The 22,628-nt window shown below is 31.5% G+C and carries 23 protein-coding genes; 10 read left to right on the forward strand and 13 right to left on the reverse strand.

Annotated features, from left to right (window positions below):
- Positions 1 to 2 precede the first annotated feature (2 nt).
- The 4 genes from ABMY20_RS10390 to ABMY20_RS10405 all read left to right on the forward strand — a co-directional run bounded on the left by ABMY20_RS10390 (position 3) and on the right by ABMY20_RS10405 (position 1,979).
- On the forward strand, positions 3 to 1,334 hold the full coding sequence (locus ABMY20_RS10390) for a DUF58 domain-containing protein (protein WP_125064449.1): 1,332 nt from the start codon (positions 3 to 5) through the stop codon (positions 1,332 to 1,334).
- Positions 1,335 to 1,447: 113 nt separating this feature from the next.
- Positions 1,448 to 1,624 carry a hypothetical protein gene (locus ABMY20_RS10395; protein ID WP_156167051.1) on the forward strand — a complete coding sequence of 59 codons (177 nt, stop codon included), beginning with the start codon at positions 1,448 to 1,450 and terminating at the stop codon, positions 1,622 to 1,624.
- 10 nt (positions 1,625 to 1,634) lie between these two features.
- Positions 1,635 to 1,796 carry a hypothetical protein gene (locus ABMY20_RS10400; RefSeq protein WP_156167053.1) on the forward strand — a complete coding sequence of 54 codons (162 nt, stop codon included), beginning with the start codon at positions 1,635 to 1,637 and terminating at the stop codon, positions 1,794 to 1,796.
- Between the two features lie 24 nt (positions 1,797 to 1,820).
- Entirely contained in the window at positions 1,821 to 1,979 is a 159-nt protein-coding gene (locus ABMY20_RS10405; RefSeq protein ID WP_156167055.1) for a hypothetical protein, read from the forward strand.
- Positions 1,980 to 2,031: 52 nt separating this feature from the next.
- Here ABMY20_RS10405 and ABMY20_RS10410 read toward each other — a convergent pair whose 3' ends face one another.
- From ABMY20_RS10410 to ABMY20_RS10420, 3 genes are read right to left on the reverse strand one after another with little or no spacing between them, the layout of a single operon-like run.
- The gene (locus ABMY20_RS10410) at positions 2,032 to 2,358 is read right to left on the reverse strand and encodes a CCC motif membrane protein (protein ID WP_349265238.1); all 327 of its coding nucleotides are present in this window, start codon (positions 2,356 to 2,358) and stop codon (positions 2,032 to 2,034) included.
- 13 nt (positions 2,359 to 2,371) lie between these two features.
- Positions 2,372 to 2,665, reverse strand: a complete 294-nt coding sequence (locus tag ABMY20_RS10415; protein WP_231128418.1) for a DUF2752 domain-containing protein — start codon at positions 2,663 to 2,665, stop codon at positions 2,372 to 2,374.
- 6 nt (positions 2,666 to 2,671) lie between these two features.
- On the reverse strand, positions 2,672 to 2,995 hold the full coding sequence (locus tag ABMY20_RS10420; RefSeq protein ID WP_047789483.1) for a YbaB/EbfC family nucleoid-associated protein: 324 nt from the start codon (positions 2,993 to 2,995) through the stop codon (positions 2,672 to 2,674).
- A 138-nt stretch (positions 2,996 to 3,133) separates the two neighbouring features.
- Between ABMY20_RS10420 and ABMY20_RS10425 the strand changes: the two genes are divergently transcribed.
- Both ABMY20_RS10425 and ABMY20_RS10430 read left to right on the forward strand, forming a co-directional pair.
- Complete coding sequence (locus ABMY20_RS10425) at positions 3,134 to 5,230, forward strand: S9 family peptidase (protein WP_349265239.1); 2,097 nt, start codon at positions 3,134 to 3,136, stop codon at positions 5,228 to 5,230.
- A gap of 114 nt (positions 5,231 to 5,344) precedes the next feature.
- Positions 5,345 to 6,340 (forward strand): cysteine synthase family protein, encoded by a 996-nt coding sequence (locus ABMY20_RS10430; RefSeq protein WP_349265240.1) that lies wholly within the window; start codon positions 5,345 to 5,347, stop codon positions 6,338 to 6,340.
- A 151-nt stretch (positions 6,341 to 6,491) separates the two neighbouring features.
- On the opposite strand, the gene ABMY20_RS10435 is transcribed toward ABMY20_RS10430, so the two are convergent.
- Together ABMY20_RS10435 and ABMY20_RS10440 are read right to left on the reverse strand one after the other, a co-directional pair.
- Entirely contained in the window at positions 6,492 to 7,121 is a 630-nt protein-coding gene (locus ABMY20_RS10435) for a hypothetical protein (protein ID WP_349265241.1), read from the reverse strand.
- Positions 7,122 to 7,160: 39 nt separating this feature from the next.
- Complete coding sequence (locus ABMY20_RS10440; protein ID WP_349265242.1) at positions 7,161 to 8,417, reverse strand: DUF1343 domain-containing protein; 1,257 nt, start codon at positions 8,415 to 8,417, stop codon at positions 7,161 to 7,163.
- 135 nt (positions 8,418 to 8,552) lie between these two features.
- Between ABMY20_RS10440 and ABMY20_RS10445 the strand changes: the two genes are divergently transcribed.
- On the forward strand, positions 8,553 to 9,788 hold the full coding sequence (locus tag ABMY20_RS10445; RefSeq protein ID WP_073182978.1) for an FtsX-like permease family protein: 1,236 nt from the start codon (positions 8,553 to 8,555) through the stop codon (positions 9,786 to 9,788).
- A gap of 22 nt (positions 9,789 to 9,810) precedes the next feature.
- Positions 9,811 to 11,169: a pyridoxal-phosphate dependent enzyme gene (locus tag ABMY20_RS10450; RefSeq protein WP_349265243.1), complete on the forward strand. Its 1,359-nt coding sequence runs from the start codon at positions 9,811 to 9,813 to the stop codon at positions 11,167 to 11,169.
- Positions 11,170 to 11,409: 240 nt separating this feature from the next.
- Here ABMY20_RS10450 and lipA read toward each other — a convergent pair whose 3' ends face one another.
- From lipA to ABMY20_RS10480, 6 genes are all read right to left on the reverse strand, one after another.
- Positions 11,410 to 12,279, reverse strand: a complete 870-nt coding sequence (gene lipA, locus ABMY20_RS10455; protein ID WP_349265244.1) for a lipoyl synthase — start codon at positions 12,277 to 12,279, stop codon at positions 11,410 to 11,412.
- 38 nt (positions 12,280 to 12,317) lie between these two features.
- A complete protein-coding gene (locus ABMY20_RS10460; RefSeq protein ID WP_349265245.1) occupies positions 12,318 to 13,547 on the reverse strand; it encodes an Nramp family divalent metal transporter in 1,230 nt (409 codons plus the stop codon).
- Between the two features lie 169 nt (positions 13,548 to 13,716).
- Positions 13,717 to 14,280, reverse strand: coding sequence for a sigma-70 family RNA polymerase sigma factor (locus tag ABMY20_RS10465; RefSeq protein ID WP_082118657.1), 564 nt, complete (start codon positions 14,278 to 14,280; stop codon positions 13,717 to 13,719).
- 236 nt (positions 14,281 to 14,516) lie between these two features.
- Positions 14,517 to 14,723, reverse strand: coding sequence for a hypothetical protein (locus ABMY20_RS10470; RefSeq protein ID WP_047789493.1), 207 nt, complete (start codon positions 14,721 to 14,723; stop codon positions 14,517 to 14,519).
- Positions 14,724 to 14,837: 114 nt separating this feature from the next.
- Positions 14,838 to 15,848 (reverse strand): UDP-N-acetylmuramate dehydrogenase, encoded by a 1,011-nt coding sequence (gene murB / locus ABMY20_RS10475; RefSeq protein WP_073182968.1) that lies wholly within the window; start codon positions 15,846 to 15,848, stop codon positions 14,838 to 14,840.
- Positions 15,849 to 17,039: a pyridoxal phosphate-dependent aminotransferase gene (locus ABMY20_RS10480; protein WP_239180505.1), complete on the reverse strand. Its 1,191-nt coding sequence runs from the start codon at positions 17,037 to 17,039 to the stop codon at positions 15,849 to 15,851.
- Between the two features lie 158 nt (positions 17,040 to 17,197).
- Between ABMY20_RS10480 and ABMY20_RS10485 the strand changes: the two genes are divergently transcribed.
- Positions 17,198 to 18,538: an aspartyl protease family protein gene (locus tag ABMY20_RS10485; protein WP_349265246.1), complete on the forward strand. Its 1,341-nt coding sequence runs from the start codon at positions 17,198 to 17,200 to the stop codon at positions 18,536 to 18,538.
- Positions 18,539 to 18,587: 49 nt separating this feature from the next.
- Here the strand turns inward: ABMY20_RS10485 and ABMY20_RS10490 are convergent, their stop codons facing one another.
- Positions 18,588 to 18,992 (reverse strand): DUF1573 domain-containing protein, encoded by a 405-nt coding sequence (locus ABMY20_RS10490; protein WP_349265247.1) that lies wholly within the window; start codon positions 18,990 to 18,992, stop codon positions 18,588 to 18,590.
- A 187-nt stretch (positions 18,993 to 19,179) separates the two neighbouring features.
- On the opposite strand from ABMY20_RS10490, the gene ABMY20_RS10495 reads away from it, so the two are divergent.
- Positions 19,180 to 21,819 (forward strand): valine--tRNA ligase, encoded by a 2,640-nt coding sequence (locus ABMY20_RS10495; protein WP_349265248.1) that lies wholly within the window; start codon positions 19,180 to 19,182, stop codon positions 21,817 to 21,819.
- Between the two features lie 70 nt (positions 21,820 to 21,889).
- Here ABMY20_RS10495 and ABMY20_RS10500 read toward each other — a convergent pair whose 3' ends face one another.
- The gene (locus ABMY20_RS10500) at positions 21,890 to 22,618 is read right to left on the reverse strand and encodes a head GIN domain-containing protein (protein WP_349265249.1); all 729 of its coding nucleotides are present in this window, start codon (positions 22,616 to 22,618) and stop codon (positions 21,890 to 21,892) included.
- Between the last annotated feature and the right edge of the window lie 10 nt (positions 22,619 to 22,628).

A 22,628-nucleotide genomic window follows, 5' to 3' on the forward strand; every position in this document is an offset into this window, starting at 1 on the left:
TGATTCAATTCTTTAAATCGTTATACGTACACAATCGCTTTTTTATCTATATAAGCGTTATTTCGGCATTATTTTTAGTGTCGTTTTGGATTCCTGCGCTTTATTCAGTAACATGGATGCTTGTGTGGTTATTTGTAATAACGATATGTGTTGATGTGTTTATCTTATACCGATTTAAAAATGGATTTTTAGCGAAAAGAATTACATCAGAAAAACTATCAAATTCAGATGATAATGAAATAGCCATTACGCTTGAAAATAATTATCCGTTTCAAGTTTTTATTTCATTGATTGATGAATTGCCAGTACAATTTCAAAAAAGAGATTTCGAACATGCAATGTCTTTGAAGCCTGGTGAGAAATCAACCTATACCTATAGTGTTAGACCAGTTGAAAGGGGGGAATACAAATTTGGGAAAGTAAATATATTCGTGTCTTCTTTTTTACAAATGTTTTCCAAACGTTATTCCTTTGCTGCGGAAGAAAGTGTGAAAGTATATCCGTCATATATACAAATGAAAAAGTACGAGTTTCTGGCGATGCACAATAACTTAACGGAGTTTGGTATGAAGAAAATCCGACGAATAGGGCATACCATGGAGTTTGAGCAGATAAAAAACTATATTCCTGGTGATGATGTACGTACCATAAACTGGAAAGCAACTGCTAAAAGAGCAGAGTTGATGGTGAATCAATATCAAGATGAAAAATCGCAACCCATATATTCTATTATCGATTTAGGTCGTGTCATGAAAATGCCTTTTGAAGGGTTGAAGTTATTAGACTATGCAATTAATTCAACCTTAGCTTTTTCAAACATAGCCTTATTAAAAAACGATAAAGCAGGGATGCTTACCTTTTCCAAAAAGGTTGAAAAGATAGTAGCTGCCAGTAACAAAAAAACAAACTTATCGGTTATCAACGAAGAGTTGTATAATATTACAACCGATTTTTCAGATGCTAATTTTGCGTTATTGTATGCGAATATTAAAAGAAAAATAAATCAACGTAGCTTGTTAATTTTATATACCAATTTTGAGCATATATCGGCGTTAAAAAGGCAATTACCATATTTAAAAGCAATAGCTAAAAAACACTTGCTAGTGACTGTTTTTTTTGAAAATACGGAGTTAGATACGTTGATTACTGAAAATGCAGAAGATTTACAAAGTGTGTATCATAAAACAATTGCTGAGAAATACGCATACGAAAAACGTTTGATGATAAAAGAGCTAGAAAAAAACGCTGTGCATGCTATTTTAACAAAACCACAACATTTGTCTGTTAATGTAATAAATAAATACCTAGAGTTTAAAGCAAAAGGAATGATATAAAAAAAGCGACCATTTGGTCGCTTTTTTTATATCCTGCAATGTTTTTGCAGTGAACAAACTTATGTTTGTATCGTTGCAACAAAAAATATAGTAATTAATTAAATAATAAAATTATGAGTAATGATTTTGGAGTAAAAACTCTATCAAAAGAAGGGTTAAAGGACATAAACGGTGGTGGATTTATTAGTTCGTTAAAAGGAGCGGCATTTTTTGCAGGTTATTTTTTAGGCAGAAATATAGATTCTTTACATGGGATTTATGATGGTATAACAGGAGGAGATAAACATTAAAAAAACAAAAATGAAAAACTCTAAATTATTAACTCTTTCAGAAAAAGAGTTAAAAGAAACAACAGGAGGAGGTATTATAGATAGTGTAAAAGCATTACAAATGTTGCCTTTTGTGATTGTAATAGAGAGTGCAAAGTCTTTTTTCTCAGGGCTTAATGCAGGAACCAGATAAATTAATCAATATAAAAATTTAAAAATGAAAGAATTAAAAGAACTAAGTTTCAAAGAGAAATTAGAAATTAATGGAGGTTTACAAGAGGATTACGATTGGGGGTATTCTGTTGGGGTCCATATTAGACAAGGAGTTGAAACTGTGTTAAGTTGGTGGGATAAAATTAAAAGTATAGGAGATTAATAAAAAAGCGACCAAGTGGTCGCTTTTCTTATGTAATATACGAGTTATACAGTTATTGTATACTTTCTAATCGTTCTCTTAATAATTCAGGGTCTTGTAGAGCATCCCAACCAAAGAATAAAATCATTCCTACCATAGTAATTATATATAATGAACTTAAAATAACACCAATAATAGCCAAAATCTTACCAATTTTAACATTATTGATTCCATCATATTCATCTGGGTTTTCATTATATAAAGTTGTAGTCTTTTTAGCTAAAACTAAAGCAACAACACCAAGAATTAACCCAATAAATCCATAACAGCAGCACCCTAAAATTGAAATGATTCCTAATACTAAAACACCTGTAGAATTTGGTAGTTTTTGTTTTTCCATAGTTTTCTAAAGTTTAAATTAATTGATTCATTTTTATAACATAACTACTCACTATAATAATTATGTTAATAATAGCCAATATACTGATTATTTTTTGAGCATATTTTACTTTATAGAAGAAGTTAATGCCTACAACAAAAGCTAAAAGTAGTAAGGTATATATAGCAGGGTACATTTTAAAAGCAGCAACGAACTCTCCTTGTGAAATTAAGCTCAAAGCACGCTGTATACCACAACCTAAACAGTCAACTCCAAAGAATTTTTTGTTTAAGCAAGGCAACATATAATCTTCTAATTGTACAGGCATAACTTATTATTTGAACATATCCATTCCAGGAATATTAGGCATTCCGCTTTTAGCAGCAACAGCTAATTCCTGTTCGTTAATTTCACCAGCACGTTTTAATGCTTTGTTTAGCGCTAAGATTAAATAGTCTTCCAATTCTTCTTTGTCATCTAACAAAGACTCATCTACTGTAATAGCTTTAACTTCACGATTAGCGGTTACGGTAACTTTTACATTTCCTCCAGCAATTGCTTCATCAATTAAAACGGTATCTAATCGTTTTTTTGTTTCTTCTACTTTTTGTTGGGCTTCTTTTAGTTTACCCATCATTCCAGAAATATCTCCGAACATATTGTACAGTTTTTATGATTTATTTTCCAACAAAAATAGTATTTTCACAAGAAATATAAACCAACTTAAAAAATGAAAAAAATAATGCTACCGGCTTTGTTTTTTAGTCTTATTTTTGGTTCTTGCAAAAAACAAGAAATGAATAAAGATATCAAAGCCCCAGTTGCTGAAAAGCAACCAACTAAGTTAGAGAAACACGGAGATATACGTACTGATGATTATTTTTGGATGCGTTTAACTGATGCTCAAAAAAATGCAGAAGTTAAAGACGAACAAACTCAAAAAGTATACGATTACTTAAATGCAGAGAACGCTTATTATGAAGAAATGACAAAAGAAACTAAAGAGTTTCAAGAAGAGTTATTTCAAGAAATGAAAGGGCGCATAAAAGAAGATGATGAGTCAGTACCATACAAAAAAGATGGATACTTTTACATAACTCGTTATGAAAAAGGACAGCAATATCCTATTTATAGCCGTAAAAAAGAAACTTTAGAAGCAGAAGAGGAAATCATGTTCAATGTGAATAATGAAGCAAAAGGATATGATTATTTCCAGCTAGGAGGGTTAAATGTGTCGCCAGATAATAAAATGACAGCTTTTGCTACAGACACAGTTAGTCGTCGTCAATATTTTATTAGAATTAAAAACTTAGAAACTGGTAAAATCTATAAAGATATTATTGAAAATACCACTGGAGGTTCTGTATGGGCTAATGATAATAAAACGTTGTTTTATGCTAAAAAAGATCCTGTAACGTTACGTTCTTCAAAGATTTACAAACACACATTGGGTTCTGATGCATCTTTAGATGAATTAGTGTATGAAGAAAAAGACGATACGTTCGGAGCTTTTGTTACCAAATCAAAATCTAAAGATTATATCATAATAGGTTCGTATAGTACTGTTTCAACAGAATATCATGTATTAGATGCTAATAATCCTGATGGAGAATTACAAATAATTCAACCACGTGAGCGTGATTTAGAATATGAAGTAGCACACTACGGAGATCATTTTTATATTAAAACCAATAAGGACGGAGCAACCAATTTTAAGTTGATGAAAACTCCTGTAGATAAGCCTGGGAAAGAAAACTGGGTAGATGTAATTCCACATAGAGAAGATACCTTATTTGAAGATTTTTCAATTTTTAAAGACTATTTAGTTTTAGAAGAAAGAAACGAAGGATTGAATAAAATCCGTATTAAACGATGGGATGGAACTGAAGACTACTACTTACCTTTTGAAGAAGAAACCTATTCAGCAGGAGTATATGGTAACCCTGAATTCGATACAGAGGTAATTCGTTACTCATATAATTCAATGACAACTCCAAGCTCTGTGATTGATTTCAATATGAAAGACAGATCAAAAGAAGTTAAAAAAGAGCAAGAAGTTTTAGGAGGAAAGTTTGATAAAAATAATTATGTAAGCAAGCGTATTTGGGTACCTGCTCGTGATGGTAAAAAAGTAGCGTTATCAATTGTACATCATAAAGATACCAAGCTTGATAAAAATACACCAATCTTACAATATGCGTACGGTTCTTACGGATATACAATTAATGATGGGTTTTCAACAACACGTTTAAGTTTATTAGATCGTGGATTTGTATATGCTTTAGCGCATATTAGAGGAAGTCAGTATTTAGGACGTGAGTGGTATGAAGATGGTAAAATGTTGAACAAGAAAAATACATTTACCGATTTTATTGATTGTTCTAAATATTTAATTGATAACGGTTATACATCTCCAGAGCATTTATATGCTATGGGAGGTTCTGCAGGAGGTTTATTAATGGGGGCTATTGTAAATATGAATCCTGAGCTATATAACGGAATCATAGCTGCGGTGCCTTTTGTTGATGTAATTTCTACCATGCTAGATGATAGTATTCCATTAACTACAGGTGAATATGACGAATGGGGGAACCCGAATAATAAAGAATATTACGATTATATTAAGTCGTATTCTCCATACGATCAAGTTGAAGCAAAAACATATCCAAATATGTTAGTAACCACAGGTTTACATGATAGCCAAGTACAGTATTGGGAGCCAGCAAAATGGGTAGCGAAACTACGTGAATTAAAAACAGATAACAACATGTTATTCTTACATACTAATATGGAAGCAGGTCATGGAGGAGCCTCAGGAAGGTTCGATGCTTTAAAAGAAACAGCAGAAGAATATACGTTCTTTTTAATGTTAGAAGGTAAGTTAAAAAAATAATTATATTTTTGCGCTCGATTGAGTGTAAGTGTCATTGCGAAAGCAACGAACAATCTCAACAGATTTTTCGTGTCCGTTTTTCGTAATGACACTTTTTCTTATTTACAAACTATAATGAAGAGACATCAAGGTATTACCAATTCAATAATAGATTTAGTAGGTCAAACTCCCATGATTCAACTGCATCGAATTACCCAAGATTTACCGGGTACTTACTATGCAAAAGTTGAAGCTTTTAATCCAGGTCACTCTGCTAAAGATAGAATTGCATTGCATATCATAGAAACAGCAGAACAAAAAGGAATCGTAAAAGAAGGAGATATTATTGTTGAAACAACATCTGGTAACACAGGGTTTTCATTGGCAATGATTAGTATTGTAAAAGGATATAGATGTATTTTGGCAGTGAGTGATAAGTCTTCTCAAGACAAAATAGACATGTTAAAGTCTATGGGAGCAGAAGTACATGTTTGTCCTGCAAATGTTACTCCTGACGATCCTCGTTCGTATTACGAAGTAGCTAAAAGATTGCATAGAGAAAATCCAGGGTCTATTTATATCAATCAGTATTTTAATGAACTAAATATTGAAGCACATTATAAGAGTACGGGACCAGAAATTTGGGAACAAACCGACGGAAAAGTAACTCACGTAGTTGCAGCAAGCGGGACAGGAGGAACGATTTCTGGAACAGCACGTTATTTAAAAGAACAAAATCCTGATATTCAAATTTTAGGAGTCGATGCGATGGGCTCAGTGATTAAAAAGTATCATGAAACAGGTGAGTTTGATTCAAATGAAATTAGTCCCTATAAAATAGAAGGTTTAGGTAAAAACTTAATTCCAACTTCTACCGATTTCGATGTGGTTGATGTATACGAAAAAGTATCAGATAAAGAAGCAGCCTTAAAAGCAAGAGAGCTTGTAAAAACAGAAGGAATTTTTGCAGGATATACTTCAGGAGCTGCATTGCAAGCTACGCAACAGTACGCAAACAAAGAGTATTTTAATAATGATAGCGTAGTAGTAGTAATTTTACCTGACCACGGTTCTCGTTATATGAATAAAATTTATTCGAATAAGTGGATGAAAGAACAAGGGTTTTTGTAGAAGGCACTTATTTACTCTAGTAGTCCTTAGGAAGGGTTTCCTTTAATTGACAATTTAGCAAACTGGGGAATTAACTATAGACAATCGATGTGTGAGGAGAAATGATTTAATATTTATTCTGATAACTGGATGAAAGAGTGATGTTTTTTAGTTAATCTATACCAAAGCAATAAATTTTAATAGTGTAGCTATACCCCATGGCAGTTTGTCCACTGTTTAGCGCAGGAATGATAGCATATTCTCCTTTTTTAAGTATGTCATCAAAAATTATTTCGTAGGTGTTTTTTTCAATCTTTTTAAGCTTGAAAGTTACTTCATTTTCAGAAGTATCTCTTGCATTTCCTCCCAATGCTATACTACTTTGAATAAATTGTCTTTTTTTTCTTTTTTCATTAGCCTTTATAACGGTGAATAAATCTTCAGGATTTAAAAGTCCTTCATATTTAAATACAATTTTTGGTATTGATTGATTATTAAATCTAACATTAGATTTAGCTTTAAATGCTATTAATTGAGTTTTAACACCTCCATAACCTAGAGCCTTGACTTTTGCTTCGTATTTTGCTTTAACTTTTTCTAAGCTTACTAAATCATCTCGATTTAAATAATAGGGTTCATTAAAGTTTTTTAAATTTAATTTTTTTTCATCTGTTATTTTTTTTGACCAAGTTCCGTCTGAGTGTAGTATAAAAATTTCACCACTAGAGGTTACAGCTTCTTTTGTTTGAGCTAAAGATGGAAATACGATAATCAGTATAAGTAAAATAAGATACTTTTTCATAGTCAAAAATTTTTAATAATCAAAAGTATTAAAAAAGAACTATTCATACAACAAATACTGTTCACGTACCTTTTTAAAGTCATTTAGACCTTCTTGCCAACTTGCTTTGATTTCTTCTTCAGAAAGTCCTTGTTCAATTTGTCCTTGTAGTTTTTTAGTTCCTGCTAGTTTGGTAAAAAAAGCGTTGAAAAATTCTTTTTTAGGAGACTGCTCGTATGCTTTTAACAACCAACTAAGGTTTAGGTTAACCAAACGTTCAGAAGCGCTTAAATCTTCCCCAAAACACATTTTCTCTTTATGTTTTGGATGTTTTGCACCTTCATTGGGTTGTGGTGTAAAACTAAAATCAGTTTTTTCTAAATGTGGTGAACCATAAATTTGAAATTGTTTATCTGTTCCTCTTCCAGCAGATACATTGGTTCCTTCAAAAAAACATAAACTAGGGTATAAGTTTATTGAAACATCGTTCGGTAAATTAGGCGATGGTTTTATCGGTAAACTATATGTTGATTGATGTGTGTAATTTTCTAGCGGAATTACGGTTAAGTTACACTGAATACCATTTGCTAACCACTTTTCACCATTAATCATTTTACCGTATTCACCAATTGTCATTCCGTAAACTACAGGAACAGGGTGCATGCCTACAAAACTTTTGTGTTCAGGTTCTAAAATAAGTCCGTCAATATAATGTCCGTTTGGGTTTGGTCTATCTAATAAAATTACAGGAATATTTGCCTCGGCACAAGCTTCCATCACATAATGTAACGTAGAGATATAGGTGTAAAAACGTGCGCCTACATCTTGAATATCAAAAATAACAACATCAATTCCGTTTAATTGTTCAGGCGAAGGTTTCTTGTTTTTTCCGTACAACGAAATAATTGGAATCCCTGTTTTTACATCTTTTCCATCAGCTATGGCTTCACCAGCATCAGCTTTTCCTCTAAAACCATGCTCAGGAGCAAATACTTTTTGAACGTTAATTCTATCGTAATTATGTAAATAATCTACTAAGTGATGTTGTACCATTTTAGAGCCCATGATATTTGGAGCAACTTCAGCTCGTTGTAACCCTTGCAATACGGAAGTTTGATTTGCAACTATGGCAATATTTTTATTCTTTAAAAGAGGAAGGTAAGCTGTAGTTCTATCAGCACCCGTTTTAATTGTTTTTGGCTGTTCTTGTATTGGCACTTCTTTAGTAGTTGATTTTTTTTGTTGTTGTGCACAAGAAGAAAATTGAAAACTGAATACTAAAAAAAGTAAAAAAACGTAATTAAAAGTAAGCTTCATCTATAAAAAATTAAAACATAAAGGTACAGATTTCTGTTTTTTAAGAATAATAAAAGTTAAAGAATTAAAACCTAGGTATTCTTCTCTTTCTTTACATAAGAATTAGTTACTTTTGGTTTGTAAAAAAGAAAACATTTGAACTTCGAATTATTTATAGCAAAACGAATCATTGCTGGAAAACAGTATAAAAGCAGTATTTCATCACCAATTATTACCATTGCAACCATTGCCATTGCTCTTGGTGTAGCTATTATGTTAATTGCAGTGTCGATTACCTCTGGGTTTCAGAATAAGGTGCGCGATAAAATGACAGGCTTTAAAGGGCATATTCAAATTGTAAATTACGATAATAACAATTCAGATGTTTCAACAGTTCCGATTGATATTAACCAAGAGTTTTATCCAGAGTTTAAAAATATTGACGGCATAAAAAAAGTACAACCTTTTGCTAATGTTGGAGGGATAATTAGAACTCCTACTGATTTTGAAGGAATTATTTTTAAAGGAGTTTCGGCTGATTACGATTTTACTTTTTTTAATGAGTGTTTAGTTGAGGGTCGTTTACCAGATTTTACCCAAGATAGAAACCGAGAAATTCTAATTTCTCAATCTATTGCAAACCGATTGCATTTTAAACTAAACGATACCATTCAAACATGGTTTGGAGCAGAAAACAGTAGTTTGAAATTTAAATCAAGAAAGCCAATTATTGTGGGAATATACAATACAGGTTTTGAACAGTTTGATAAGATTATGTTGTTGGGAGACTTAAGAGAGGTTCAAAAAATTAATCGTTGGAAAGATAATGAAATAGGAGGCTTTGAAGTGTTGATTGATGATTATGATATGCTCAAAGAAAAAGGAGATGAAGTGTATACAAGTATTGGAGCAACCTTAAATAGTATTACCATTGTAAATAATTATCCTGCTATTTTTGAGTGGTTAAAACTATTAGATAATAACGTATGGTTTATTATTGGAATCATGGTGTTGGTTGCTGGAATAAACATGGTAACAGCATTGTTGGTTCTTATTCTAGAACGTGTACAAATGGTTGGAATTTTAAAAGCATTGGGAAGTGTAAATTGGAGTATCCGAAAAATATTTTTATACAATGCTTCTTACTTAATTTTAAAAGGATTGTTCTGGGGAAATCTCATCGGACTTAGTATGCTTTTAATTCAAAAATATACGAAGTTAATAAGTCTAGATCCTGAAACTTATTATGTATCAACAATGCCTGTAGATATTAATTTCTTGGCAATTTTATTGTTAAACATAGGTACGCTAATACTTTGCTTTTTAATGTTGATAGTACCTTCATATATCATTACAAAAATTCGCCCTTCAAAATCCATTCGATTTGCTTAGTTTTGCATAACATTAATAAGATATGAAGTACGCAAAAAATATATTAGAAACTATTGGTAACACACCTTTAGTTCAATTAAACTCAGTAACAAAAGAAGTAGATGCTTTAGTATTAGCTAAAGTAGAAACGTTTAATCCAGGAAACTCTGTAAAAGACCGTATGGCACTTAAAATGATAGAAGATGCTGAAGCAGATGGTCGTTTAAAGCCAGGAGGTACCATTATAGAAGGTACTTCAGGAAATACAGGAATGGGATTAGCATTAGCAGCTATTGTAAAAGGGTACAAATGTATTTTTGTAATTTCAGATAAGCAATCAAAAGAAAAAATGGATATTCTGCGTGCTGTAGGAGCAGAGGTAGTTGTTTGCCCTACGAATGTAGAACCAGATGATCCTCGTTCATATTATTCAGTATCTAAGCGTTTAGGGGAGGAAACTCCAAACTCTTGGTATGTAAATCAATATGACAATCCTTCAAATGCACAAGCACATTATGAACAAACAGGACCAGAAATTTGGGAACAGACCGATGGTAAAATCACACATTTTGTTGTTGGAGTAGGAACAGGAGGAACGGTTTCAGGGACTGCTAAGTTTTTAAAAGAAAAGAATCCAAATATTAAAATTTGGGGAGTAGATACGTACGGATCTGTATTTAAAAAATATCACGAAACTGGTATTTTTGATGAAAATGAAATCTATCCATATATTACGGAAGGAATTGGGGAAGATATTTTACCTAAAAATGTTGATTTTTCTTTAATTGATGGATTTACAAAAGTAACTGACAAAGATGCTGCTATTTACACACGCAAAATAGCTAAGGAAGAAGGAATTTTTGTAGGGAATTCAGCAGGTTCAGCTATTAAAGGATTATTACAGTTAAAAGACGAGTTTAAACCTGATGATGTAGTGGTAGTGTTGTTTCACGATCATGGAAGCCGTTATGTAGGAAAAATGTTTAATGACGATTGGATGCGTGATAGAGGTTTCTTAGATGAAGAAATTACTACAGCTGAAGATTTAATTAAAGATCATATAGATAAACCATTAGTAACTGTTCAAACAGAAGAATTAGTATCGCATGCTATCGAAAGAATGCGTGCATTTAAAATATCACAGATTCCTGTAAGAGATGTAAATGGGTTTGTAGGTTCAGTAGATGAATCAGCATTATTATATAGTTATTTAGAAGATAAAAATATAGCAGAAAAGCCTATTAAAGATGTAATGGGAAGAGCATATCCTACAGTTAAAAAATCAGTTTCTATTGATGAGGTATCTAAGTTAATTAACAAAGAAAATCAAGCAGTTTTAGTTGATTTAGAAAATGGAAAACACCACATCATTACAAAATATGATATAATTAGAGCTATTTAAAATTAGCATCTCTAAAGAGAATAAAAACAGGAAGCCCGCTCAATTTGAGCGGGCTTCTTTGTTAATCAACTAATTCAAATAATTTACACAATGAAAACAATGTTACTTGCTTACGGTATTGTTGTTTCCAATATCTGTGCCAAAATTATAAATAAAAAGCGGTACTTTATTTAATTTTTAATTATTTGACATTTTTTTAACGTTAAACCGTTAAAAAGTTAAGGATATTTTAATTTAAGGTTAGCTAGCGTGTTTGTGTGCTTTATACGATGAACGTACTAAGGCACCGCTTTCTACATACATAAAGCCCATTTCTAACCCTAATGTTTCGTATTTTTTGAATTGTTCTGGTGTTATGAATTCCTTAACAGGTAAGTGTTTTTTACTAGGTTGTAAATATTGACCGATAGTAATAACATCCAATCCAACATTACGTAAGTCTTTCATGGTTTGTATTACTTCATCTTCTGTTTCGCCTAAACCAAGCATAATTCCAGATTTAGTACGCATTCCGTTTTCTTTTAGGTATTTTAAAACCCCCAAGCTACGATCATATTTTGCTTGAATACGAACTTCACGAGTTAAGCGACGTACCGTTTCCATATTGTGAGAAACAACTTCAGGAGCTACTTCAATAATACGGTCTATTAATTTTTCGTTTCCTTGAAAATCAGGAATAAGAGTTTCTAAAGTAGTATTCGGATTAGCTCTACGAATAGCCTGTACTGTTTCAGACCAAATAATAGAACCTCCATCTTTTAAATCATCACGGTCAACAGAGGTAATTACCGCATGTTTAATATTCATTAATTTAATAGAACGAGCTACTTTTTCAGGTTCATCCCATTCAACGGTGTCTGGACGTCCAGTTCTAACACCACAAAACCCACATGAACGTGTACAGATGTTACCTAAAATCATAAAGGTAGCAGTACCTTCTCCCCAACATTCACCCATGTTTGGACAGCTTCCACTGGTACAAATAGTGTTTAATTTATATTTATCAACAAGTCCTCTTAGTTCCGTGTATTTTTTTCCTACAGGTAATTTTACACGTAACCATTTTGGTTTTTTCGTTCTTTCTGGTGTTGCTACAGTTTCGTTTGCCATTCCATAAAAATTGAACTGCAAATTTACGAAGAAAAGATTTATAAACTAAGTAAAAACCAAATACTAAATCCGAACAAAAAAACAATACCTATAAGACTCAAAATGCGTAAACCAATATTTGGTCTGTACTTTTTTGGCGTATGCTTACCAGTAATTAAGATATAGTTGAGAATAGCATAAAACGGAGCTGTTAAAAAAGATAAAACTGTGGCTATTCGTACAAGAAATACCATATCACTTAAAAAACAATATAAAATAACAGAGGTTCCAAGCGTTAACAGTAGTAACCAAAACCAGTAGCCTAATTTTATTGTTCTTGTTGTTCTCGGAAAAAGTAAAAAAGAAGATTTTTCCATAGCTCTTGGTGAAGCATCTAATGTTGTAATGGTAGTACTAAACATAGTTGTAAAAGCTGCAATACCAATAAATACAGAAGAAAATTCTCCTAAGTTTTTTGTGTATAAATTGATTAGTTGAGAAGCAAAAATAGTTCCTTTACTAGAGAATGATTCTCCTGATTGATGCATAACTAAAGCACCTAACATAACAAAACAAACTCCTAAAAATAAGGCTCCAATATAGCCAACATTAAAATCAAAAATGGCTTGTTTAGGCTTTATTTTTACAAAAGTAGTTTTGTCTTTTTCTACCGACCATAAAGAATGCCAAATAGAAATATCCAACGGAGCGGGCATCCATCCTAAGAAAGCAATTAAAAAGGTTACTTGAGCTGTTCCGCTAGGTATTATTTGTTGAAAGCTAAAACCCTTGTCAGTTTTAAATAGGGCAATGTTTACGGCTATTATAGTGCTAATGGTTAAAATAGCAATAATATACTTCATTAAGTTATCTAAAAATTTGTATTTCCCTATGCCTAGTAAAACAATACTGATGAACATAATTAATACAGACCATGCTACTAAATCAAGTGAAATACCAAAAATATTAGAAGCTAAACTGGCTGTAACAATAGTTACTGCAGCTTGAATGGTAAACATAGTTGCAAGATTTAAGATAAAGTAGCTGATTAAAACTCCTTTACCGAGTCTTTTATAACCATCTAAAAGCGTTTCGCCTGTTGCTGTAGCATATCGAGGGCCAAATTGAAAAAAAGGATATTTGATAATGTGTACTAGGAGTAAAGCCCATAGTAAACCAAAGCCAAAATCGGCACCAGCTCTAGTTGATTGTACTAAATGGGAAACACCTATGGCAGCACCAGCAAATAATAGTCCAGGGCCTAATAGGTTTAAGAGAGATTTTTTCATGAAAAAGAGAGCTTAAAAGTTTAAATAGTCACCATCTTTTAACTTTTCAAACAAAGTTTTCAGATGCTTTTTTTCTTCTCTTTTTGGTTGAAATTCTTTTTTATGTAGATATTTTCTTATTGCATTAAACTGTAAAATCATAAAGTTTTGATTTTTATGGTTTTGCAATTTATGATTTCTTTATTATTTCAGCTAATAATTTTTTTGCACGTAATAATTTTACTTTTACATTATTTATCGGTTCCCCAATTTGCTCAGAAATTTCTTTATAACTTAATTCTTGAAAATACCGAAGGTTGATGACATCTTGATATTTTGGTTTTAATTTTTTAATGTCTTTTAGAAGTTTCGCTAAGTTTTGTTCAGTAATAATTTTGTCTTCAGGAGAAGGAGCGTCATCAACAACAGCATACACTTCTTTTTCTTGTTCTTCAGTTGTTTGTGTATATATGGTAGATTTTTTCTTTCGAAGAGAATCGATGTATACGTTTTTTGAAATTGTAATTAACCAAGTTTTGAATTGATAGTTTTCATCAAAAGTTTCAATTCTATCAAAGGCCTTAGAAAAAGTCTGAATAGTAATATCTTCAGCATCATTATCATTTTTGGTTTTTTTCAGCTGAAAAGCATACACGCTCCCCCAGAAAGTATCTAATAAATAATTAAAAGATATTTGATTTCCTTTTTTAGCTTGTTGAATGTGGTGAAATACTTTTTCCTGATTTATGTCCAATGCTTGGGTTTCAAAATTTGATTTGATATAAATATACTAATTTATAGCGATATTCGGTAAATACCAAGTATACCAGCTATAAAAAACTAAGTAACTCTAGTTATGGAAGAGTAATATCTTGAACGATATAACATCTAAACATAGATTTTTTTACTTCCTTTTGTAAAATAGTAGCTGCTGTAAGAGAGAAGGGTAAAGTGATAAATTCTAAAAAAGATTAGTTAATTGGTACTTGTTTAATTATTATGTTGAGGTTCACTACAAGTATCAAACTGGTCTGGAGTTTTACCACAAAATCCACAAGCTTCACCACTCTCATTTAACATCGGGTTTTGGCTAGCACAAGTACCAGCAAACTCTCCGTCTTTTTTTGCCCAAATTTTAATGGCAATTCCAGCAAATGCTAACGCTAATAATCCTATGGTAACAAAAATTAATTTCATGATGTATTGTTTTGTACTGCAAAGATACGAACTTCATATTTTTTTGTATGAAATTAAATAAATTTATACTAATGAAATTGAAGTATGGCTAAAATGTTAGAATTAATTGTAATTTTATAAAATAATGTTTACCTCTATTTCTAGGTTAATATTAAACTTTTCTTTGATAGTGTGTTGAATATTTTGTGCCAATTCATAAATTTCATTTCCCTTTGCATTTCCGTAATTTACTAAGACTAAGGCTTGCTTTTCGTGGACTCCATAGTCGCCAAAACGCTTTCCTTTAAATCCACTTTGTTCAATTAACCAACCAGCTGGTACTTTAATTTCAGTATCAGAAATAACATAACTAGGAGTATTAGGATACTTTTTCTGAAGTTTTTCAAAATGTTCTCTTGAAATTACTGGATTTTTAAAGAAACTACCACTGTTTCCTATTTCTTTTGGATCGGGTAATTTTGATTGACGTATGGCGATTACAGCATCAGAAATATCTTTTATAGTTGGATTTGTAATATCTTTTGAAGCTAACTCAGACTCAATAGCTCCGTAGGAAGTATTAAGTTTGTGATTGTTTTTAGTGAGTTGAAAACTTACTGAAGTTAACACATATTTCCCTTTGGCTTCGTTTTTAAATATGGAATTACGGTATCCAAACTGACATTCTTCCGCAGAAAAAGAAACTAATTTTCCTGTTTTTATTTCAACAGCTTCTACTTTTGTGATAGTATCTTTTACTTCAACACCGTAAGCACCAATATTTTGGATAGGACAAGTACCTACATTTCCAGGGATTAGAGATAAGTTTTCCAATCCACCATAGTTTTGAGAAACGCACCACAACACAAATTCATGCCAGTTTTCACCAGCATTTACAGTTATGTAGATGTCATTATTATTTTCTCTATCAATAGAAATTCCTTTAATATCAATATGTACAACTAGGTTTTCAATATCTTTGGTAAGTAACATGTTACTACCACCAGAAATTAAAAAAAGATTTTTTTCCTCTTTTAAAAGCTGTTGTAGTTGGTATACAGAAGTAATAGAAACAAAACGTTTGGCATTTACATCAATACCAAACGTGTTGTACTCTTTTAAAGATATGTTTTCTTGAATATTCAATTAACTATTATATTTTTCTAAGGCGATTTTTAATATCTCAACTGAACGTTTTAAATCGGCTTTGTTTAAAACATAGGCAATACGCACCTGATTTTTTCCTTCACCTTCGGTAGAATAGAATCCACTTGCAGGAGCTACCATTACCGTTTCATTATTATCGCTGAATTTTTCTAAAATCCATTGAGCAAAGTCATCAGTATCTTTAACTGGTAATTCAGCAACACAGTAAAAAGCACCTTTAGGATTGGCAACTTTTACTCCTTCAATTTTTTGCAACTCAGAAATCAAGGTATTTCTACGATCCTCATACTCTTCAATAACTTCATCAAAATAACTTTGAGGAGTATCTAAAGCAGCTTCACTGGCAATTAAGGCATAGGTTGGTGGGCTTAGACGTGCTTGAGCAAATTTAATAGCTGTTCCAATAAAATCTTCGTTTTTAGAAACAATACAACCAATTCTTGCACCACACATACTGTAACGTTTCGATACAGAATCAATCATAATAGCATTTTGTTCTAATCCTTCTAAAGCCATTACAGAATTATGCTTTTCACCATCGTATGTAAATTCACGATATACTTCATCAGCAATTAAAAATAAATCATGTTTTAACACAATTTGTTTTAGCTTTTCAATTTCTTCTTTGCTGTATAAATATCCAGTTGGATTCCCAGGGTTACAAATTAAAATTGCTTTAGTTTTTGGAGTAATTAACTTCTCAAAATCTTCAATAGCAGGTAAAGCAAAGTTATTTTCAATTTTAGAAATAACAGGAACTACTTTTACACCTGAAGCTGTAGAGAAACCATTATAGTTAGCATAAAAAGGTTCAGGTATAATAATTTCATCTCCTGGATCGGTAATACTACCAATAGTAAATAATAAAGCCTCTGAACCTCCTGTAGTAGCTATGATATTATTAGCCGTTACATGAATGTCATTTTTAGCATAGTAATTAGCAAGCTTAGTCCTGTATTCTTCTGAACCTTCAGATCTAGCATATGATAATACTTCAATACTATTGTTTTTTACTGCGTCTAAAGCAACTTGTGGTGTTTTAATATCAGGTTGACCAATATTTAAATGATAAACTTTTGTTCCATTTTTTTTAGCAGCCTCAGCAAAAGGAACCAATTTACGAATTGGTGATTGAGGCATTGCGTTTCCTTTACTAGAAATTGATGGCATTTTTAAATTAAATTAGTTGTTTGAAAGGCAAATTTGCAAAATATATTTGAGAGTACTAGAATGTTTACGATGAAAAAATCGGTTAAAAAAATCATAAAAACCAGAATTTCTAAAATGAAGGTTGTATATTTAAGTATATAACTATAAAATAAGTTCTTTTGAATAGATTATTACTATACTTTTTTATACTTTTTTTAAGTACTTCAGCTTTTACTCAACAAAACTTTCAGTTTTTAGATAAAGAGATTGATAAACAATCGATAAAGTTTCAGTTAATTAACAATTTAGTCGTTATTCCATTGGAAATTAATGGACACAAACTATCATTTATTTTGGATACAGGGGTAAATAAGACAATTTTATTTAATCTAACTTCTAAAGATAGTATTGGTTTAAATAATGTAAAAAAAGTGTTTATAAGGGGGTTAGGGAGTGGAGCTCCAGTAGAAGCATTATTTTCTAGAGGTAATAATTTTAGAATTAAAAACATAGCTAGTTCTAATCAAGGGTTATATGTTATTTTGAAAGATGCTTTTGATATTTCTGCTAAAATGGGAACAACCATTCATGGTATTATAGGGTATGATTTATTAAAAGATGTTATAGTCAAAATTAATTATGCTAGCAAGAGGATTGATTTTTACAACCCTAAAACTTATAAACTGAATGTATGTAATAGATGTGAAAGTTTTCCTTTACAATTTTATAGAAATAAACCTTACATAGATGTAAATGTGCAAGTTGATACTTTGAAAACAACAATGTTACCAGTAAAATTATTAATTGATACAGGAGGTAGTGATGCAGTTTGGTTGTTTGAGGGAACAAAAAAAGAGTTGAAAACACCTAAGAAGTTTTTTAAAGATATAATAGGAGAGGGGTTTAGTGGTACTATCTATGGAAATAGAAGTAGGCTTCAGAAAATTTCTATAGGAAAGTTTAAAATAAGTGAACCAACAGTATCTTTTTTAGATTCTTCATCAACCTTTAATGCCAGACAATTTAAAGAAAGGAATGGTAGTATTGGCGGAGGAATTTTAAAACGTTTTAAGGTATGGCTTGATTACCCGAATAAAAGAGTAATACTGAAAAAGAATGCTTCATTAAATAGAGGCTTTTATTATAATATGAGTGGTCTACATATAATATATGATGGGCAAGAGTTAATAAAAGAAAAAGGAGCGACTAAGTTTGAAGATGCTTATGGTTCAAATAATCAAACACAAAAAAGTAATGTAATTTCTTTAGTAAGTACATATTTTTATCGTTTTAAGCCTAAGTATAAAATAGATAAAGTAGTAGAAAATTCACCAGCTTTTAAAGCAGGTCTTCAAATTGGAGATGTAATAAAGAGAATTAATGGAAAGGCAGCACATGAATATCATTTAAATGAGATTATAGATATGTTTCATACAAAACCAGGTAAGAAAATAAGGATCGAAGTAGAAAGGGGAGGGGTTAAACTTAAATTTATGTTTAAGCTAGAACAAAGGATATAAAAAAAGCTCAACATTTGTTGAGCTTTTTTTATATGTATAGAATAAGTTTTTAGCTGTCACTTACTGTACTTTTCCCTTTAGCTGGAGTAGCATCTTTAACGATAAATCCTTTAATTTTAACTCTTTTTCTTTTGTTTTTAGCATTTGAAATAACAGTTAAAGTCTTAGAGAAACCACCTAATCTTTTTGTATCGTAAGAAACTTCAATTTGTCCTTTTTTACCTGGCATAATTGGTTCTTCAGGCTTAGTAGGTACTGTACATCCACAAGGAGATACGATATCCTTAATTATAATAGGAGCTTCACCTACGTTTGTAAATTCAAATACGCGTTTTCCTTCAGACCCATAAGCTATTTTTCCATAGTCAATAGTTTCAGTTTCAAATTTAAATTCTTGAGCGCTTACTGTTAAGGTAATAAAGCAAACAGCGATAAATGATAAAATTGTTCTCATAATGTTAAAAATTAATTTTTTAGGGTATTAACCGCTACAAATTTAGTATTATTTCTTTAAGTTCTAAAAAAACAACCTCTAATTTTCTGTACCTCATAGATAGTTGTATTTTTGCTAATCGAATTTCAAAAACAATGCCAAAGGTTAAAAAATGTTAAATTATTAACCATAAAGATACACATAACATATGAATATTCCATCAAAATATAATTCCAAAGAAGTAGAAGGAAAATGGTACGATTACTGGATGAAACACAATTACTTTCATTCAGAAGTAGATGAACGAGAACCATACACAATTGTAATACCTCCACCAAACGTAACAGGAGTGTTGCATATGGGACATATGTTAAACAACACGATTCAAGATGTGTTAATTCGTCGTGCTCGTTTACAAGGAAAAAATGCGTGTTGGGTTCCAGGTACTGACCACGCCTCAATTGCTACTGAAGCAAAAGTAGTAGCGAAATTAAAAGAACAAGGTATTGATAAAAATGATTTAACTCGTGAAGAATTTTTAGCACATGCTTGGGAATGGAAAAATGAGTATGGAGGGATTATTTTAGATCAATTAAAAAAGTTAGGAGCTTCTTGTGATTGGGAACGTACTGCATTTACCATGGATCCTGCATTGTCAGAATCAGTAATTAAGGTATTTGTGGACCTATATAATAAAGGGTTAATTTACCGTGGATATCGTATGGTAAATTGGGATCCAGAAGCAAAAACTACACTTTCTGACGAAGAAGTTATCTACGAAGAACGTCAAGGTAATTTATATTACTTACAGTACGATATAGTAGGTTCTGAAGAAAAAGTAACTATTGCAACTACACGTCCAGAAACTATTCTAGGAGATACAGCTATTTGTATCAACCCAAACGATGAGCGTTTTACGCATTTAAAAGGTAAAAAAGCAATTGTTCCTTTATGTAATAGAGAAATTCCAATTATTGAAGACGAATATGTAGATGTTGAGTTTGGTACAGGGTGTTTAAAAGTAACTCCTGCACACGATGAAAATGATAAAACCTTAGGAGATAAGCATAAGTTAGAAGTAATCGATATTTTTAATGGAGACGCTACCTTAAATTCTTTTGGATTACATTATGAAGGAAAAGACCGTTTTGTTGTTAGAAAGGAAATATCTAAAGAATTAGAGGAGAAAGGTTACTTAGTTAAAACAGAAGTTCATACTAATAAAGTTGGGACTTCAGAAAGAACGAAAGCGGTAATTGAACCAAGATTATCGGATCAATGGTTCTTAAAAATGGAAGAGTTGGTAAAGCCAGCTATTGAAGCTGTATTAGGAGAAGATAGAGAAGTAAAGTTATTCCCTAAAAAGTTTGAAAATACTTACCGTCACTGGATGGAAAACATCCGTGATTGGAATATTTCTCGTCAATTATGGTGGGGACAACAAATTCCTGCTTTCTATTTTGGAGATGGAAAGGAAGATTTTGTAGTAGCTGAAAATATTGAAGATGCAGTAAAATTAGCTCAAGAAAAAACAGGTAATTCTTCGTTGTCTGCGTCAGATTTAAAACAAGATCCAGATGCGCTAGATACTTGGTTCTCTTCTTGGTTATGGCCAATGTCGGTTTTCGATGGAATTCGTAATCCAGAAAATGAAGAAATAAAGTACTACTATCCAACCAATGATTTAGTAACTGGACCAGATATTTTATTTTTCTGGGTGGCACGTATGATTATTGCTGGATATGAATACAAAGATGAACGTCCGTTTGAAAACGTATACCTAACAGGGTTAGTACGTGATAAGCAACGTAGAAAAATGAGTAAATCCTTAGGGAACTCACCAGATGCTTTAAAGTTGATTGAAGATTTTGGAGCTGACGGAGTTCGTGTAGGGTTATTATTAAGTGCAGCGGCTGGAAACGATTTATTATTTGATGAAGATTTGTGCCAGCAAGGAAAAGGATTTGCTAATAAAATTTGGAACACTTTCCGTTTAATTAAAGGGTGGGAAGTAGATGAAAGTTTAGCGCAACCAGAAACGGCTAAAATAGGATTAGCTTGGTATGAGGCTAAGTTTAATAAAGTGTTGTTAGAAATAGAAGATCACTTTAGTAAGTATCGTTTATCAGATGCTTTAATGGCAATTTATAAGTTAATTACTGATGATTTTTCATCATGGTTATTAGAAATTGTAAAGCCAGGATACCAACAACCAATCGATGCAAAAACATATAAAGCTGTAATAGAAGTATTAGAGAATAACTTAAAAGTATTGCATCCATTTATGCCTTTCTTAACGGAGGAAATTTGGCAACACATTACAGAAAGAACTCCTGAAGATGCATTGATTATAGCTAAATATCCAACAGTAGGAGAAACAAATGAAGAATTGATAACGAATTTTGAATTTGCTACAGGGGTCGTTTCAGGAATTAGAACAATTAGAAAAAATAAAAATATTTCGTTTAAAGACGCGGTTGAATTGTCTGTTGTAAATAACGAAAAGTTTACAAAAGAGTTTGATGTAGTAATTCAAAAGTTAACGAATGCTTCAGAAATTAACTATGTTACCGAAAAGGTAGAAGGTGCAGCATCTTTCCGTGTAAAATCAAATGAATATTTTGTTCCGATTTCGTTAGATACCATTGATGTAGAAGCAGAAATAACTAAGCTAAATGCAGAGTTAAAAAGAGCTGAAGGTTTCTTAAAAGGAATTCAAAAGAAGTTGTCTAATGAACGTTTTGTAAGTAATGCACCAGAGCAAGTGATTACGTTAGAACGTAAAAAAGAGTCAGACACCTTAGCTAAAATTGAAACAATTAAAGCTAGTTTAGCTTCTCTACAGTAAGTTAATTGTTTTAAATAAATAAAAAAGTCCGCTGTAAACTTACAGCGGACTTTTTATATAGTAAGATACTTTAATTTTTATCAATAACATTTCCAGAGCCTAAAGAAGTCTTATCTATGTCTGAAGGGTTTCCTTTATAATATATACTTCCAGACCCTACTATTGTAGCTTTAATCTTATTGTTAACGGTTACTGATACATCACCAGAGCCAGCAATACTAGCTTTTAAAGAACTTGTTTTTAAATCGTATGCTTTTATATTTCCTGACCCACCAATAGAACATTTTAAGTAGTCACTTTTTCCTTTTAGTTTAATGTTTCCGGAACCGCCAATAGAAGTTTTAACAGTATTAGCGTCTACACTGGCTATAATATTTCCGGAACCTCCTAAACCAAAAGAAATTACATCAGCCTTAATACGTTTTTTTGCAATTATATTTCCTGATCCTCCTAAAGCTACGGCTTCAATTTTTTCAAAAGGAATAGTTACTGTTAGCTTTTTTGTAGCTTTAATATTGGTGTTTTCTTTAAAGTGTACATTTAATTTTCCGTTTTTAACTTCAGTTTCAATATACTTTAAAATATTTTCTTCTCCTTCTAAGGTTACTTTACCTTCGGTTCCGTTAATTAAATAAACATCAAATGAGCCTCCAATGTTTACTTTGTCAAAAGAACCGATTTTTCTAATTTCTGTAGTAACGTTTCCGTTTCCTTTAATTTTTTTTGAATTCCACCAGCTTTGTGCTTGTGTTTGAAAGCTAAAAAAAAGAGATAATAATAAGATTGCTAATTTCTTCATTGTAATATAA

The organism is Tenacibaculum sp. SSH1-16 (assembly GCF_040104435.1).
In the GTDB taxonomy this organism is placed as follows: domain Bacteria; phylum Bacteroidota; class Bacteroidia; order Flavobacteriales; family Flavobacteriaceae; genus Polaribacter; species Polaribacter mesophilus.

What these genes read in the sequence shown, in the direction of transcription:
- ABMY20_RS10395 (WP_156167051.1), top strand. Translation starts at nt 1,448, where the DNA reads ATGAGTAATGATTTTGGAGTAAAAACTCTATCAAAAGAAGGGTTAAAG.
- ABMY20_RS10400 (WP_156167053.1), top strand. Translation starts at nt 1,635, where the DNA reads ATGAAAAACTCTAAATTATTAACTCTTTCAGAAAAAGAGTTAAAAGAA.
- ABMY20_RS10405 (WP_156167055.1), top strand. Translation starts at nt 1,821, where the DNA reads ATGAAAGAATTAAAAGAACTAAGTTTCAAAGAGAAATTAGAAATTAAT.
- ABMY20_RS10410 (WP_349265238.1), bottom strand. Translation starts at nt 2,358, where the DNA reads ATGGAAAAACAAAAACTACCAAATTCTACAGGTGTTTTAGTATTAGGA.
- ABMY20_RS10415 (WP_231128418.1), bottom strand. Translation starts at nt 2,665, where the DNA reads ATGCCTGTACAATTAGAAGATTATATGTTGCCTTGCTTAAACAAAAAA.
- ABMY20_RS10420 (WP_047789483.1), bottom strand. Translation starts at nt 2,995, where the DNA reads ATGTTCGGAGATATTTCTGGAATGATGGGTAAACTAAAAGAAGCCCAA.
- ABMY20_RS10425 (WP_349265239.1), top strand. Translation starts at nt 3,134, where the DNA reads ATGAATAAAGATATCAAAGCCCCAGTTGCTGAAAAGCAACCAACTAAG.
- ABMY20_RS10430 (WP_349265240.1), top strand. Translation starts at nt 5,345, where the DNA reads ATGAAGAGACATCAAGGTATTACCAATTCAATAATAGATTTAGTAGGT.
- ABMY20_RS10435 (WP_349265241.1), bottom strand. Translation starts at nt 7,121, where the DNA reads ATGAAAAAGTATCTTATTTTACTTATACTGATTATCGTATTTCCATCT.
- ABMY20_RS10440 (WP_349265242.1), bottom strand. Translation starts at nt 8,417, where the DNA reads ATGAAGCTTACTTTTAATTACGTTTTTTTACTTTTTTTAGTATTCAGT.
- ABMY20_RS10450 (WP_349265243.1), top strand. Translation starts at nt 9,811, where the DNA reads ATGAAGTACGCAAAAAATATATTAGAAACTATTGGTAACACACCTTTA.
- lipA (WP_349265244.1), bottom strand. Translation starts at nt 12,279, where the DNA reads ATGGCAAACGAAACTGTAGCAACACCAGAAAGAACGAAAAAACCAAAA.
- ABMY20_RS10460 (WP_349265245.1), bottom strand. Translation starts at nt 13,547, where the DNA reads ATGAAAAAATCTCTCTTAAACCTATTAGGCCCTGGACTATTATTTGCT.
- ABMY20_RS10470 (WP_047789493.1), bottom strand. Translation starts at nt 14,723, where the DNA reads ATGAAATTAATTTTTGTTACCATAGGATTATTAGCGTTAGCATTTGCT.
- ABMY20_RS10480 (WP_239180505.1), bottom strand. Translation starts at nt 17,039, where the DNA reads ATGCCATCAATTTCTAGTAAAGGAAACGCAATGCCTCAATCACCAATT.
- ABMY20_RS10490 (WP_349265247.1), bottom strand. Translation starts at nt 18,992, where the DNA reads ATGAGAACAATTTTATCATTTATCGCTGTTTGCTTTATTACCTTAACA.
- ABMY20_RS10495 (WP_349265248.1), top strand. Translation starts at nt 19,180, where the DNA reads ATGAATATTCCATCAAAATATAATTCCAAAGAAGTAGAAGGAAAATGG.
- ABMY20_RS10500 (WP_349265249.1), bottom strand. Translation starts at nt 22,618, where the DNA reads ATGAAGAAATTAGCAATCTTATTATTATCTCTTTTTTTTAGCTTTCAA.